This window comes from Streptomyces sp. NPDC051310 (genome assembly GCF_044455245.1).
GTDB lineage: Bacteria > Actinomycetota > Actinomycetes > Streptomycetales > Streptomycetaceae > Streptomyces.
The window spans coordinates 12,386-25,863 of sequence record NZ_JBITEO010000011.1 but is presented as its reverse complement, the minus strand read 5'-3'; the positions used below and the strand labels follow the sequence as shown (position 1 = coordinate 25,863).

The 13,478-nt window shown below is 72.8% G+C and carries 14 protein-coding genes; 7 read left to right on the top strand and 7 right to left on the bottom strand.

The genetic code is table 11. The features are described from left to right. The 4 genes from ACIA79_RS17750 to ACIA79_RS17735 all read left to right on the top strand — a co-directional run bounded on the left by ACIA79_RS17750 (position 1) and on the right by ACIA79_RS17735 (position 4,045). Positions 1-1,188 carry an aminotransferase class I/II-fold pyridoxal phosphate-dependent enzyme gene (locus tag ACIA79_RS17750; RefSeq protein ID WP_399429210.1) on the top strand — a complete coding sequence of 396 codons (1,188 nt, stop codon included), beginning with the start codon at positions 1-3 and terminating at the stop codon, positions 1,186-1,188. 38 nt (positions 1,189-1,226) lie between these two features. Next, on the top strand, positions 1,227-2,582 hold the full coding sequence (locus tag ACIA79_RS17745; RefSeq protein ID WP_399429209.1) for a M20/M25/M40 family metallo-hydrolase: 1,356 nt from the start codon (positions 1,227-1,229) through the stop codon (positions 2,580-2,582). Between the two features lie 363 nt (positions 2,583-2,945). Next, positions 2,946-3,164, top strand: coding sequence for a hypothetical protein (locus ACIA79_RS17740; RefSeq protein WP_399429208.1), 219 nt, complete (start codon positions 2,946-2,948; stop codon positions 3,162-3,164). Positions 3,165-3,169: 5 nt separating this feature from the next. After that, on the top strand, positions 3,170-4,045 hold the full coding sequence (locus ACIA79_RS17735; protein ID WP_399429207.1) for a hypothetical protein: 876 nt from the start codon (positions 3,170-3,172) through the stop codon (positions 4,043-4,045). Between the two features lie 42 nt (positions 4,046-4,087). Here the strand turns inward: ACIA79_RS17735 and ACIA79_RS17730 are convergent, their stop codons facing one another. Beyond that, entirely contained in the window at positions 4,088-4,678 is a 591-nt protein-coding gene (locus ACIA79_RS17730; RefSeq protein WP_399429206.1) for a TetR/AcrR family transcriptional regulator, read from the bottom strand. Between the two features lie 407 nt (positions 4,679-5,085). On the opposite strand from ACIA79_RS17730, the gene ACIA79_RS17725 reads away from it, so the two are divergent. After that, positions 5,086-7,170 (top strand): pectinesterase family protein, encoded by a 2,085-nt coding sequence (locus ACIA79_RS17725; RefSeq protein WP_399429205.1) that lies wholly within the window; start codon positions 5,086-5,088, stop codon positions 7,168-7,170. Positions 7,171-7,262: 92 nt separating this feature from the next. Here the strand turns inward: ACIA79_RS17725 and ACIA79_RS17720 are convergent, their stop codons facing one another. From ACIA79_RS17720 to ACIA79_RS17705, 4 genes are all read right to left on the bottom strand, one after another. Continuing rightward, positions 7,263-7,664, bottom strand: coding sequence for a DUF4234 domain-containing protein (locus ACIA79_RS17720; protein ID WP_399429204.1), 402 nt, complete (start codon positions 7,662-7,664; stop codon positions 7,263-7,265). Between the two features lie 50 nt (positions 7,665-7,714). Then, positions 7,715-8,251 carry a DUF4396 domain-containing protein gene (locus ACIA79_RS17715; protein WP_399429203.1) on the bottom strand — a complete coding sequence of 179 codons (537 nt, stop codon included), beginning with the start codon at positions 8,249-8,251 and terminating at the stop codon, positions 7,715-7,717. A gap of 174 nt (positions 8,252-8,425) precedes the next feature. Then, the gene (locus tag ACIA79_RS17710) at positions 8,426-9,055 is read right to left on the bottom strand and encodes a DUF305 domain-containing protein (RefSeq protein WP_399429202.1); all 630 of its coding nucleotides are present in this window, start codon (positions 9,053-9,055) and stop codon (positions 8,426-8,428) included. 85 nt (positions 9,056-9,140) lie between these two features. After that, the gene (locus ACIA79_RS17705) at positions 9,141-9,590 is read right to left on the bottom strand and encodes a DUF6153 family protein (protein ID WP_399429201.1); all 450 of its coding nucleotides are present in this window, start codon (positions 9,588-9,590) and stop codon (positions 9,141-9,143) included. Positions 9,591-9,956: 366 nt separating this feature from the next. Between ACIA79_RS17705 and ACIA79_RS17700 the strand changes: the two genes are divergently transcribed. After that, positions 9,957-11,081 (top strand): PP2C family protein-serine/threonine phosphatase, encoded by a 1,125-nt coding sequence (locus ACIA79_RS17700; RefSeq protein ID WP_399429200.1) that lies wholly within the window; start codon positions 9,957-9,959, stop codon positions 11,079-11,081. A 71-nt stretch (positions 11,082-11,152) separates the two neighbouring features. On the opposite strand, the gene ACIA79_RS17695 is transcribed toward ACIA79_RS17700, so the two are convergent. Then, on the bottom strand, positions 11,153-11,713 hold the full coding sequence (locus ACIA79_RS17695; RefSeq protein WP_399429199.1) for a hypothetical protein: 561 nt from the start codon (positions 11,711-11,713) through the stop codon (positions 11,153-11,155). A gap of 263 nt (positions 11,714-11,976) precedes the next feature. Here ACIA79_RS17695 and ACIA79_RS17690 point away from each other — a divergent pair, with 263 nt between their 5' ends. Then, positions 11,977-12,762: a hemolysin III family protein gene (locus ACIA79_RS17690; RefSeq protein ID WP_399429198.1), complete on the top strand. Its 786-nt coding sequence runs from the start codon at positions 11,977-11,979 to the stop codon at positions 12,760-12,762. A 132-nt stretch (positions 12,763-12,894) separates the two neighbouring features. On the opposite strand, the gene ACIA79_RS17685 is transcribed toward ACIA79_RS17690, so the two are convergent. Beyond that, on the bottom strand, positions 12,895-13,233 hold the full coding sequence (locus ACIA79_RS17685) for a MerR family transcriptional regulator (protein ID WP_399429197.1): 339 nt from the start codon (positions 13,231-13,233) through the stop codon (positions 12,895-12,897). Positions 13,234-13,478: the final 245 nt, after the last annotated feature.

The window sequence follows — 13,478 nt, the reverse complement described above, 5'->3', positions numbered from 1 at the left end:
ATGAGCGACCCCGCGCGCAGCGCCTTCGCCCGGCTGCGGGAACTCCTCGACGGCGTTCCCGCACCGGCCGGGGCCGACCCCGTCCAGCTCCACCTGGGGGAGTCCCGGCTGGCCCGCCCCGCGACGGTGGCGCAGCCGTCCCCCGACGCCGAGGGCTGGACCCGCTACCCGCGGCCCGGCGGCCCGGCCGCCCTCCGCGCCGCCTACGCCGGCTGGCTGGAGCGCCGGTTCGGCGTGCGGGCGGCCGGCCCGGACGGCGTGCGCTGCGAGCCGACGCCGGGCACGAAGCAGGCGGTCGCCGTGGCGATCGCGCTGGCGGTCGCCCGCCACCGCGGCGGTGACGCCGCCCCCGTGGCCCTCCTGCCCAACCCGTACTACCCGACCTACCGCGCGGCCACCGAGGCGGCGGGTGCGCGGCCCGCCTACTACACGCTGGACGACCCCGGTGACATGGCGCCCGTGGAGGCCGCTCTGCGCGCGGCGGGCGGCCGCGCCGCGGCCCTGGTGGTGTGCAACCCCGGCAACCCGCGCGGTGAGATCCTGCCCGTCCGCTCCCTCGCCCGGCTGAGTGAGCTCGCCGCGGCGGCGGGGGCCTGGCTGCTGGTCGACGAGTGCTACACGGACGTGTGGCTGGAGGCGCCCCCGCCGGGCTACCTCGCACTCGCCGCCTCGGGCGCCGCGGAGCCCGTGCCCCACCTCGTCCTGCACAGCCTGTCGAAGAGGTCGGGAGCGCCCGGCCTGCGCAGCGGGTTCGTCGCCGGGGACGCCGCGAGCGTGGCCGCGTACGCCGGGTACAACCGTGCCTGCGGGGTGTCGACGGCCGACCCGGTCGCCGCCGTCGCGGCCGCCCTGTGGGCGGACGACGCCCATGTGGACGCGGCGCGGCGGGCACTGGCCGCCAACTGGGACCTCGCGGACGAACTGCTGCGGGACCTGCCCGGGTACCGCCGTGCGGAGGCCGGGTTCTTCCTGTGGCTTCCGGTGGCGGACGGCGAGGAGGCGGCCCGGCGCGCCTGGCGGGAAGCGGGCGTCTCCGTCATGCCGGGCCGGTACCTCGCCGCCGGAGACCCGGACGGGGTGAACCCGGGCACCGGGTTCGTACGCATCGCGCTCGTCCACGACGGGACGGTCATGCGTGAGGCGCTGACGAGGCTGCGGGCCGCGTGGGCGCTCACCGCGACGGCATGACACGGACGCCGACCAGGACCGCCGAGGAGAAGAGACGTATGGAGACGATGGAATCCGCGCCGAGGCCCACGGCGCAGGGGCAGTCACCCGTGTGGCTGGCGCAGCGGCTGATCCGGTTCGACACGGTGAACCCGCCCGGTGACGAAGCCGAATGCGTCCAGTGGATACGGGGCGTGCTCGACGGCGCCGGCATCGAGACGCGGATCGTCGCCGCCGACCCCCGCCGCCCCAACCTCATCGCCCGCTACCCGGGGCGCGGCCTCGAACCGCCGCTGCTCCTCCACGCGCACGTCGACGTGGTGCCGGTGGAGGGCCAGACGTGGACCCGGCCGCCGTTCGCGGGCGAGGTGGCCGACGGGGAGCTGTGGGGCCGCGGCGCCGTCGACATGAAGGGGCAGCTCGCCATGATGCTGGCGGCGCTGCTGCGGATGCGGGCCCGCGGCGACGTGCCGCCGGGCGACATCATCCTGGCCGTCGTCCCCGACGAGGAGACCGGCAGCGACGTCGGGTCCCGCTTCCTGGTCGAGCGGCACCCGGAGCTCTTCGCCGGGGTGCGGTACGCGATCGGGGAGGACGGCGGGGCGGAGCTCGGGCTCGGCCGCCACGCGCGGCTCCACCCCATCGTGGTCGCGGAGAAGCGCACCTGCTGGGTCCGGCTGACCGTGCGCGGACCGGGCGGACACGCCTCGCGCGTCGCGCCGGACACCGGCACCGTCCACCGGCTGCGGCGGGTGCTCGAATCGATCTCCGGCGGTGGGCTCGGCATCGAACAGACCCCCGTCGTCGACCGCATGCTCCAGGAGCTCGCCGCCGCCCTGCCCGCCGAGGTCGGCGCACGCATCGAGGCCTTCCGCCGCGACCCCGCGGACCCGGCCGTCCTCGACGGCCTGGACGGCTCGACCGTCCGCTATCTGCGCTCCCTCGTGCAGCACACCGTCAGCGCCACGGTGCTGCACGGCGGCACCGGGACCAACGTGCACCCCACCGAGATCGTGCTGGAGCTCGACGGCCGTGTCCTGCCGGGCGGTTACACCACCGAGGAGTTCCTCACGCTGCTGCGCCGGCAGGTGGGCGCCGACCTGGACCTGGAGCTGTTCGTGGAGGGCGAGATCAGCCCGCCGCCCCGGCTCGACGCCTTCTACGACCGGCTCGCCGCGGTGCTGCGCTCCCGGGACCCCGGCGGGATCCCTCTGCCCGTCGTGACCACGGCGTCCACCGACGCGCGGCTCTTCAGCAGCCGGCTGGGGATCCAGTGCTTCGGCTGGATGCCGCTGCGCCACGGCCCCGACGTCGTCTACCGCGATCGTCTGCACTGCCCCGACGAGCGCATCGGCACCGAGGCCCTGGAGTTCGGCGCGGAGTGCTTCCACGCCCTGCTGTCCGGCAGTCCCTGACGCGGCGGCCGGTGCCGGGGCACGCCGTGACCGGCGGGTCCGTGGACCCGCGGCCCCCGGCCGGGGGCCGCGCCGGCCGGACCGCGGCGTACGGCCGTCCATTGATCCGAGAAGATGTCATCAAGGATTGTCCGACTGGATATCAACCGCCGAGAAGGCAGGCTTTTCAGCCATCATTGGAGAGGCTTGCAGAACCGATAAAACCCTGGCGGGTCCCCCGTGCGGCCCAACACGCTCACTCGAATGCCGCGCACCCGGGGGACCTGTCGGAGCGTTAAGTGGAATATGACGCCCACATGTCCAGCAGTCGCATCTGAAGGGCACGTGCTGACGAATGGCCGACGCCTTCCGGTCCGCGTACCCATGGGTGAATTCACCTATACCCCCGCGCCCGCAGCACTCCTTTTCTGCGGTCCCGGCAGCCGTTCCTGGAGTCCGGCCGAGCGGATCGCCCTCACGTGGTCCACCCCGGCACTGGAGGAATTCATCGAGGCCATGGACCGGATCGAAGAGAACTTCGAGCAGTCCTGGGGCCGCTCCGAGTCCCTGAAAGATCAAGGACCATCGGACGGATCGGCCTGACTCCCGTGCATGAATTCCACCGAGGATATCCGACCGGCAGTTACGACTTCGACCCCCGCGCCGATCTCGGTACGGGAACGGCGGATCCGTACCAGGACGCCTTCCGCATTCCCGAACCCCGGCCGCCCTACGGGCCGGTGGAACCCCCCTGGGACCCCACGGAGGAGCTCGCCTTCCTGCTCCAGGACGCGATCGCGGCGGAGGACCGGGCACCGCGTCCCGCACCGGCCCCCGCTCCGGCACCGCACGAGACCGCGCCGGGCCACAGCCCGCTGGCGAACCTCGACCGGATCACCGCCACCCTGCCCCCGATCCGGCCGGCCGGCGCCGGCCACCGCAAGACGCGCGCGTGGTCGCTGACCTGGCTGCGGGCCGCGAGCTTCTGCCTCGCGGCCCTGGCGGGCGCCATCGTCTCCATGGTCAGCGTCTTCGGCGGAATAGTCACCTACGACCCCCTCCGGCACATCGCCGCGGCCCACAACAGCAGTGCGGTGGTCGGCTGGTGGCCCCTGCTGATCTACGGGCCGTGGCTGGTCGCCTCCCTCTCGGTGCTGCGCGCCGCTCTCCACCAGCGCAGGGCCGCCCACTCCTGGTCGGTCGTCCTGCTGTTCTCCGCGATGGCCATGCTCCTGTGCGTCGCCCAGGCGCCCAGGACCGTCACCGCCGCGGCGGCCGCCGCGCTGCCCGCCCTGGCGTCGCTGGCCTGTTTCCAGCAACTGGTGCGCCAGATCACGCTGGTCAGGCCACCCCGCCAGGCCAACCCCCGGCACCGCAGCGCCTCGCCACCCGCAGGGCCGGCCCCCGCTCCCGGCCCCGACCGGTCCACCGCCCCGGCGGCCCGGCAGCCGGCCGTGTCCCTGGCCGAGGAAGCCGTACGGTGACCGGCCGGCCGGGCGGCGGCCCCGGGAGCCCGCGCACGGCCGTCACGGGCTCACCGAGCGCCAGATGCGGTCCGGCAGGATGCGGGCTGCCTCCGCCAGGTCGACGTCCCCGACGGAGAGCCAGCGGCGGGCCACGCCGACCACCGGGCCGAGGACGAGGGACTCCACCAACGGCTCGGGCAGCGGCACCAGTTCCCCGGCGTCGACGCGATCGCGGATCCAGTCCGCGACCGGTGACAGCCGTGCCTCCTGGGACTCCCTGATCCCCGCCGCGTGGGCCATGGTGTGCCGGTCCGCGGTGACGGAATGCATGAGCCTGGCCGCGTCGGGATGATCCCGGACGAACTCCAGATAGGCCCGGACGACGGCCCGGATCCCCGAGCGCGCGGTGCGGGTCCGCCCCAGGGCCGCGACCAGTTCGTCCAGCAGCCGGCCCATCCAGCGCAGGGCGAGCGCGGTGACGAGCCCGTCGAGGCTGCCGAAGTGGTGGTACAGGCTGCCCGGGCTGACCCCGCTCGCCCCGCTGATCGCACTGACGGTGAGGCCCTGCTCGCCGGACGCGGCGTACACGCCCAGCGCGGCGTCCAGGACCTGTTCGACGGTGGCTTCCCCACGCTGCTGCTTCGGGCTCATCGGGCGGACGTCCTCGGTTCTCGTGCCGGCGTCCCTCCATGATCTTATGGGGCCCGGTTCGGCGGGCGCTTTTCCTCTGGGGCTCGGTTCGGCTCCGGGGCGCCTGTTGTCGGTGTCGACGGTCGATCGTGCTCGGTTCCTCGTTCCTCGGAACCTCCGCGCGTTCTCCCTTTCGACACCGCCGCGCCCCTTCACCTCACTCGCCGCGGGCACAGGGGGCCGAGCCTGGAGGCCCACCGGCCCGAGCCCCACGACCACACCGCCGCGCCCCTTCACCTCACTCGCCGCGGGCACCGGGGTGCCGGGCCGCGGACGGCGACGGATGGCGGCGCGACGGCAACCTTTCCCGCGGCGGCTGCGACCAGGGGGTGACCGATCCACCCCCACAGCCGAAACGGACGCACCTCGTGAGTGACCACCGCAGCAAGCCCCGGCACCGACGGCGGAAGACGGCCCTGATCGCCGGAGTCCCGCTGGCCCTCATCGCCGCCGGGGCGCTGGCCTATGGCACCAGCTTCGGCCTGTTCGGCGAGGACGCGCAGCCCCACGCGTCGGCCGCCGGCGCCGCACCGGCCTGGGCCACCGAAGCCGCCGACGGCTTCGCGTCGGTCCACGCGCTGGGGCAGAAGGGCACGTACGGCGGGCGCGGCGGGCGGACCGTCACCGTCCGGACCCTCGCCGACCTCGAGAAGTACGCGACCGCGGCGGAGCCGTACGTCATCGTCGTCGCCGGCACCATCCGGATGGACCCGGTGGGCAAGGAGATCAGGGTCGCCTCCGACAAGACGATCGTCGGTTCCGGGACCTCGGGGCACATCGTCGGCGGCGGCTTCTTCCTCGGCACCGGCGTGCACAACGTCATTATCCGGAACCTGACGATCCGGGACGCGTACCAGGGCATCTGGAACGACAAGGAACACGACTTCGACGCCGTCCAGATGGACGGCGCGCACCACGTGTGGATCGACCACAACGACCTGCGGCACATGGCCGACGGGCTCATCGACATCCGCAAGGACAGCACGTACGTGACGGTGTCCTGGAACAAGCTGAGCAACAACAACAAGACCTTCGGCATCGGCTGGACCGGGAACGTCACCACCGACCTGACGGTCCACCACAACTGGTTCCGCGAGACCGAGCAGCGCAACCCGTCCACGGACAACGCCGCCCACGCCCACCTGTACAACAACTACCTGCAGGACGAGCCGGGGACCGCCATCACCGCCGCGTACGGCAACTACGCCCGCGGCAGGACCAAGATGGTGCTGGAGAACTCCTACTTCGACGGCCTGCGCAACCCCGTCACCCGGGACGCCACCGCCGCCCTCGTCCAGCGCGGCAACGTCTTCTCCCGCACCAGCGGCCGCAACGAGAGCGGGGGCGGCCAGGCGTTCGACCCGAAGGCGTACTACCGCTACACCCTCGACCGCGCCGCCGACGTCCCGGCACTGCTCAGGTCCGGTGCCGGCCCGCGCCCCGCCATCGGTGCGGCGGCCACGACCACGACCGGCGCCGCCGCTGCCGCGGCCCCGGCCGTGATCACCGTGGCCAAGGACGGCAGCGGCCGCTACAGCAGCATCCAGAAGGCCGTCGACGCGGTCCCCGCGAACAACGCCTCGCGGGTGGTGATCTCGGTGAAGCCGGGCACGTACCGCGAGACCGTGAAGGTCCCGTCGAACAAGCCGCACATCACCCTCCAGGGCTCGGGGCCGAGCCGCAAGGACACCGTCATCGTGTACGGCAACGCCTCGGGCACCCCCAAGCCCGGCGGCTCCGGCACGTACGGCACCGGCGGCAGCGCCACCGTCGCCGTCGAGGCCGACGACTTCCAGGCCCGCAACCTCACCATCGCCAACGACTTCGACGAGGCCCGCAACCAGCACCTCAAGGACCACCAGGCGGTGGCGCTGCGGACCGCGGCCGACAAGGTCCTGCTCGACGGCGTCATCGTCGACGGCGACCAGGACACCCTGCTGCTGGACACCGCGGCCAAGGACCGGCAGGGCCGTGTGTACGTGACCGGCTCCTACATCGCCGGCAACGTCGACTTCGTCTTCGGCCGGGCCACCGCGGTGATCGACCGGTCCGTGCTGACGCTGAAGAAGCGCTGGAACGGAACGGCCGCCGGTTGGATCACCGCGCCGAGCACCCCGGCGGGCCGCAAGGGCTTCCTGATCAACCGGTCCGTCGTCAACGGCGACGTGCCGGCGAAGACCTTCCACCTGGGCCGCCCCTGGCACGCGGGCGGCGACGCCTCCCTCGACCCGCAGGCCACCTTCCGCGACACCACCCTGAGCGCTGCCATCCGGCCCGCCCCCTGGACCGACATGGGCGGCTTCTCCTGGAAGGCCGACCGGTTCGCCGAGTACCGGAACACCGGTCCGGGCGCCGGCCCCAAGTCCGCCGACCGCCCGCACCTGAGCGACGCCGCCGCCACCACCCAGGAGGTCGCCGACTGGCTGGGCGACTGGACCCCCTCGGCGTCCTGATCCCCGCCCGACGGCGTCCGCCCCCATCGGCGGGCGCCGTCTGAGGGCCCGGCCCGGCAGCGGCACGGCCGGCCAGGCGTGGTGGACGCGCCTCAGACCGCCAGAGGAACCTGCTCGCCCTCCACCGGGTTCCGGTAGTGCTCCCAGATCTGGTTCAGCTCGTGCTGGTAGTACAGCGAGTGGAGACTGAACAGGAACACCAGGATCAGCCCGATCCACGGGTTGCAGGTGGGCTGCATCCCGGCCGACCTCTGCATGCGGGCGATGCGCTGACCGGTGTTGAAGACCGACACGAACGGCGGCACGATCACCAGCACGCCGATCGTGATGGCCACGACGGCCAGGGCCGCACTGACCTCGATGCGCCGATCGAAGTCGCGGGCCTCGCGGTTCACCTTGTAATACCAGACAAGGTGGTAGATGCCCAGCGTGATGAGCGGCCAGACGAGCCAGACGAGAAAGACGTTGCGGGGTTTGCCAGCGTGACCGGACACGGCGTACCTCCTCTTCCTCCAGTCCAGCACGACGAGCCGGATGGCGCGCGTCAGTGGTACGCGTGGACGACGGCGTGGCCCCTGCCGCGGCTGATCATCCGTTTGTTGACCGGGGTGGTGACCAGGAAGGCGATGGCGAAGCCGCCCAGGAGGGCCGCCCAGAAGAGGCCGTCGGAGAGGTGGGCGTCCAGGGCGCCGGGGGTCAGTGCGATGACGAGGTTGTCCACCAGTTCCATGATCGCGATGGACACGGTGTCGGCGGCCAGGGCGACGCGGACGGCGGCCCTCAGACTCAGGCCCGTCCGGCGCACCGCGTACAGGGTGAAGGAGTAGCCGAGGACGAAGGCCAGCGCGATCGCCAGGGCCATGGTGGGGACGTTGCCCCAGCGCAGGGCCGTGCCGATGACCATGCCCAGGATCTCGCCCAGCGCGCAGCCGGTGAGGCAGTGCGCGGTCGCGCGGGCGGCGGTGCCCCACGACGCGCCGGCGGCGTGGCCCTGGTGGCCGGCGTCCTGCGCCGTATGCCCGTGGGCTGCGGAGGTGCCGGCTCGATGCGCGGTGCGGTCCCTGGAGTCCCTGCGGTCCATGACGTCCTCCCTCACACCTCCAGTGTGTGCCCGGGGCCGACAACCCGGCTCGGCAGCCTGTACGGGGTGAGGCAGCGGCAGCCCCCGTGGTGGGGAGGCAGCGGGGACGGCCGGGTGGCCGCCCCCGCTGTGCCGCTCACCGGGCCCGCCGGTCCGCCGGTCGGCCCCTGCCGGTCAGTCCTTGCCGAGCAGCTCGTTCATGCGCGTGATCTCGGCGCTCTGCGAGGTGACGATGGCGCCGGCCATGTCCTTGGCGGGCTGGTACGCGCCCTCCGCCTGCTCGGTCTTCGCCATCGCGACCGCGCCCTCGTGGTGCTCGACCATCATCTCCAGGAACGCGGTGTCGAACGCCTTGCCCGAGGATTTCTCCAGCTTGTCCATCTCGTCGGGCGTCATCATGCCGGCCGGCGAGTGACCGGCGTGCTCCCCGCTCCCGTCGTCCGCGGGGACCTCCTCGCCCCAGGAGGTGAGCCAGCCGGACAGGGTCCTGATCTCCGGGTCCTGCGCCTTCCTGATCTCCTCGGCGAGCTTCTTGACCTCGGCGGACGCGGCTCGGGTCTCCGCCAGCGCGGCCATCTCCACCGCCTGGCGGTGGTGCGGGATCATCCCCTCGGCGAAGGAGACGTCGGCGGCGTTGTGCGCGCCCTGCCCGGCGGGGGCGGAGGCGCTCGGCGAGGCGCTCCGGTGGCCCTCGTGGCCGGCCGGGCTGTCCGCTCCGCCGCCGCAGGCGGCGAGTACGACAGCGGCGGTGGCCGCGGCCGCCACGGCGGCGGCGCGGCGGATCACGGAACGACGTGTGGTCATGGTGATGCAACTCCTGTGTGCGCTGAGTGGGCATGGCTCTCGACGGCGACGCCGAGCACAGGCGCTCGGGCGCGCCGGGGCGCCCCTATATGCGCAGGAGTTGCAGTTCGCTCAGTGACGGCGGAGCGCGCAGGCCGGGCGTGGCACCGGTGGCGAGCGCGAGCGGGCCCGCGTTCGCGCCCGTGTCCGCTCCGGCCGCCGGGGCCGGGAGGGGCAGCACGGGCGCCGTGCTCGTACCCGCTGCGGCGCAGGTGGTGTCGGCGTGCTCGGCGTGCCCGCCGCCCGTGCCGGAGTCACCGTGACCGGCGTGTACGCAGTCCTCGCGCGCGGTCGCGGCCGGGTGGGGCAGGGACGAGGCCGTGCCGCCGTGGTGCGCACCGGACGCGGCCACGGCGTGCGGCGCGGCCGGGGGCGCGAGCGCGGGACCCAGGCCGTGCATGGCGAGGATGCCGGCCAGAACGGCCAGCACGAGCAGCGTGTACGCCCGCGCCCCGTGGGGCCCGGCCGCCGCCGCGTGCCATCCCTGCCGACTCATGGCTGCATCGTAATCCGGGGGCCGTACGACTCCTTCGGGCGCGTTCCGGTACCTGTCGGCAGCTTCCGCCCCCTCCGCCGCCCGCCGGCACTTCCGGGCGCCTTCCGGCACCCTCGGGCACCCGCCGGCACCCGCTTGCACCCTCGGGCACCCGCCGGCGCCCTTGGGTGCCTTCCGGCGCTTTCCGCACCGCCGTGTCCCTCCGCGCCTCGGCCGCAGCAGCCGCCGCCAGCAGCCTCGCCGCCCCGGCCACCGCCGCGGCCAACGGCCGCGCCGTGGTGGCGCCCGCTACGGGCCGGGCCGGGTGGCGCGTACGGGCACCCGCGCCACCGATGACTGTCCTTTATGTCCCGATATGATGGCTTCATGATCACGCTCGGTCGGCTGCGCCGCCGCCGCTTCCCCCACAGCGGCGGATGGGAAGCCGCCCTGCTGTCCCCCGTGATCCTCACGGTCCTCATCACCGCCCTGGCGTTCGCCACGCCGAGGGAGATCGCGTTCAGCCGTCTGCTGCCCGCCGCGCCCGCCCTCGCCGCGGCGATGTGGCCGGTGATCCCCACGCTCCTGCTGGGGGCGTTCTGCCTGGTGGCCATGATCGTCCTCAGCTTCTTCCACACCGACCTGGGGACGCCGTACACGGGGGCCGCGATCGTCGCGGTCACCTTGGCCGCCGCGTACGCGAGCCACCTCCGCATCCGCCGGGAGGAGATGCTCTTCCACATCAGGCTGGTCGCGGACGCGGCCCAGAAGGTGCTGCTGCGGCCCCTGCCGCGCCGCATCGACGACGTCGAGATCGAGTCCCTGTACCTGGCGGCCCAGGAGCAGGCCCGCATCGGCGGCGACTTCTACGAGGCGGCCGACACCCCGTACGGGGTACGGCTGCTCATCGGCGACGTACGGGGCAAGGGGCTGTCCGCGGTGGGGGCGGCGGCAGCGGTGATCAGCTCGTTCAGGGAGGCGGCGCACGACGAGCCGGATCTGCGCGGCATCACCCGGCGCCTGGAGACCAGCATCACCCGCTACATCGCCGGGCATCCCGGGCCCGACCTGCCGGAGCGCTTCGCCACCGCTCTCATCGCGGAGGTCCCGCCCGGCGGCGGCCACGTCCGGCTCCTCAACTGCGGGCACCCCCCGCCACTGCTCGTGCACCAGGGACGGACCCGCGTCCTGGACCCCTCGGCGCCCTCGCCGCCCCTGAACCTCGCGACGCTCATCGGGGATCCCTACTGCGTCGACACCGTGGCCTTCACACCCGGCGACCAGCTGCTGCTCTACACCGACGGCGTCACGGAGACCCGGGACCGCGCGGGCGAGTTCTTCCCGCTCCCGGACTGGATGGGGCGGCAGGGCCTGATGTCGCCCCGCGAGATGCTCGACCGCCTCCACCACGCCCTGCTCCAGTACAGCGGAGGCAGGCTGGACGACGACATCGCCGCCCTCGCCCTCCAGCACTCCGAGAACTCCCTCCCGCGCCCGGTCCCGGAGGCCTGACCTCCGCGCGGAGGGCCGTCCGGGTCCGGCATGGGCGAACGTTCAGGAGCGTGGTCCAGGAGACAGGAGCCTCACACATCCATCCAGGCGTCCAGGAAGGCCTTCCTCCCACCGAAGTCGGCCGATTTCTGGTCCGCGTGCAGGACACGCCAGGCCGTGAGCTCGAGGTCGCGCAGCCATAGTTCGCCGATGACCTGTGTCTTGAGGTCGGGTAGATGGTCGGACTCGGAGAGTGTCTGTCCGATCACCTCCCCGGCTGCCGTGCGCTGGGAAGGGGTCATCTCGTCCACGGCCGAGAGGATCTGCCGGGCCAGACCGGCTCCCTCTCCGGCCAGCGAACGCAGGACCGGCGTCTTGATGTTGGCCGGTAGCAGGTAGGCGGTGCCCGAGGACCTCCACAGATCGGACCAGAAGCGTTCGCCTGCCCCGGTGGGGGCGGGGAGCGCGGCCAGCAGTCCGAGGAGGTGCGCGGTGGCGGCGTAGCCGTCGGAATGGGCCGCTGCGACCACCGCGATATCGGCGATGCGCTCGACGTCCAGACGGCCTGCTTCCAGGTGCGGAGGCAGGCCCAGACCATGTTCCAGTTGATGTGCGAGGGGGGCGGATGCGTGGGAGCGGGACTCGGGAAGCATCGGCGGTCCTTGGCGTAGGCGAGCGGAGGAGCCCGCTCGGGAGCCTTGATCGTGCCCATGGTCAGGCGGCGTCACACGACGTATCCGGCCCGATTGGTGGCGGATCACGTGGCCCGGCCCGCGGGGCGGCGGGACCGGCCACGTCCGGTGGTGCCGCCGATGGCCCTGCGCGCGTCCCCCCGGAGTGCTGCCGACCGCCGGTTCACTAGCATGATCACATGGGTCCCAGTGATGCGCAGCGGTCCGGGGCAGGAGGGTAAGCCGTGTCCCGCGACGACACCGAAGCAGGCAGCGACTCCCCTGCACCGACGAGGGGGGAGCATGTGGCAGACCCCGCTCCCCGTGGAGGGGACCAGGACGACGCCGGGCAGGGCTTTCGCTTGGCCGGGGCCCTGGCGGACGGGGCGGCCGACCTTGTCGCGCCGGTCAAACCCAAGCTGCGCGGCTGGCTCCATGCCGCGATGGTCCCCGCATCGTTGATCGCGGGCATCACCCTCATCTGCCTGGCGCGCACCCCGCAGGCGGCAATGGCCTGCGCCCTTTACTCCGTCACGGCCTGGCTGCTGTTCGGGACGAGCGCGATATACCACCTGGGTACGTGGGGGCCGCTCGGGGAGGCGATACTGCGTCGCCTCGACCACGCCAACATCTTTCTGATCATCGCCGGCACGTGCACCCCGTTGACCGTGCTGCTCGTCCCGGCCGGCCAGCGGTCGGTCCTGCTGTGGACCGTGTGGACGGGCGCGCTGGCCGGTATCGCCTTCCGGGTCCTGTGGGTCGCAGCTCCCCGCTGGCTGTACACCCCGTGCTATCTGGCTCTCGGCTGGGCACCGGTGAGCTACCTGCCCGACTTCCTGCGCAACGGCGGGGCGGCCGTACTGGTTCTGGTCGTGACCGGCGGTGTCCTCTACAGCGCGGGCGCGGTGGTCTACGCCCTCCAGCGGCCCGACCCCGCCCCTCGCTGGTTCGGCTTCCACGAGGTCTTCCACGCCTTGACGGTGGCAGGCTTCACCACGCACTACACGGCCATCTCCCTCGCCGCCTACTGACCACCGCCGGATGTGCCGGCGGCTCACGACTCGTTCACCTTTGTCCGATGGGTCACCGAGGAGGGGCAGCCCGGCGGGGGCCCGGGCCGGGCGGGTATGTGGTGCCCACCGCCTCCGGTGGGCACGCGCGTCTCAGGTCGTGGTCGGCGGTTCCCCTTCGGCCGCCGTCCGGCGGTACTCGGCGTTGATGCGCTGGGCTTCCTCGAGCTGGTCCTCGAGGATGATGATGCGGCAGGCGGCCTCGATGGGGGTGCCCTGATCGACGAGTTCCCGGGCGCGGGCGGCGATGCGCAACTGGTACCGCGAAAAGCGCCGGTGGCCGCCCTCGGACCGGAGGGGCGTGATCAGTCGTGCTTCGCTGATGGCGCGGAGGAAGCCGGGGGTGGTGCCGAGCAGCTCAGCTGCCCGCCCCATCGTGTAGGCGGGGTAGTCGTCGTCTTCGAGACGGCCGATCGGATCGTCTGCTGTCATCGCACCTCTCTGCGGAACGCGTGGAGGGGCCCTGGTGCCGTACGACACCAGGGCCCCGAAGGAACTACACCATCTGTCGGCCTCAGTACTGCGCCGACCCATTGTGTCCGCACGGGCCGCCCGATACGGGACGGGGGTGCGGGGATCGCGGATGTGTGACCGGAGACCACCTACCTATCGATGTCCTGCGGTACCCGGAGGGAAGCACGCCTTCCGCCCGGGCGATCCCGATGGTGCTGACTCCT

What these genes read in the sequence shown, in the direction of transcription:
- ACIA79_RS17750 (WP_399429210.1), top strand. Translation starts at nt 1, where the DNA reads ATGAGCGACCCCGCGCGCAGCGCCTTCGCCCGGCTGCGGGAACTCCTC.
- ACIA79_RS17745 (WP_399429209.1), top strand. Translation starts at nt 1,227, where the DNA reads ATGGAGACGATGGAATCCGCGCCGAGGCCCACGGCGCAGGGGCAGTCA.
- ACIA79_RS17740 (WP_399429208.1), top strand. Translation starts at nt 2,946, where the DNA reads ATGGGTGAATTCACCTATACCCCCGCGCCCGCAGCACTCCTTTTCTGC.
- ACIA79_RS17730 (WP_399429206.1), bottom strand. Translation starts at nt 4,678, where the DNA reads ATGAGCCCGAAGCAGCAGCGTGGGGAAGCCACCGTCGAACAGGTCCTG.
- ACIA79_RS17715 (WP_399429203.1), bottom strand. Translation starts at nt 8,251, where the DNA reads ATGGACCGCAGGGACTCCAGGGACCGCACCGCGCATCGAGCCGGCACC.
- ACIA79_RS17710 (WP_399429202.1), bottom strand. Translation starts at nt 9,055, where the DNA reads ATGACCACACGTCGTTCCGTGATCCGCCGCGCCGCCGCCGTGGCGGCC.
- ACIA79_RS17705 (WP_399429201.1), bottom strand. Translation starts at nt 9,590, where the DNA reads ATGAGTCGGCAGGGATGGCACGCGGCGGCGGCCGGGCCCCACGGGGCG.
- ACIA79_RS17700 (WP_399429200.1), top strand. Translation starts at nt 9,957, where the DNA reads ATGATCACGCTCGGTCGGCTGCGCCGCCGCCGCTTCCCCCACAGCGGC.
- ACIA79_RS17695 (WP_399429199.1), bottom strand. Translation starts at nt 11,713, where the DNA reads ATGCTTCCCGAGTCCCGCTCCCACGCATCCGCCCCCCTCGCACATCAA.
- ACIA79_RS17685 (WP_399429197.1), bottom strand. Translation starts at nt 13,233, where the DNA reads ATGACAGCAGACGATCCGATCGGCCGTCTCGAAGACGACGACTACCCC.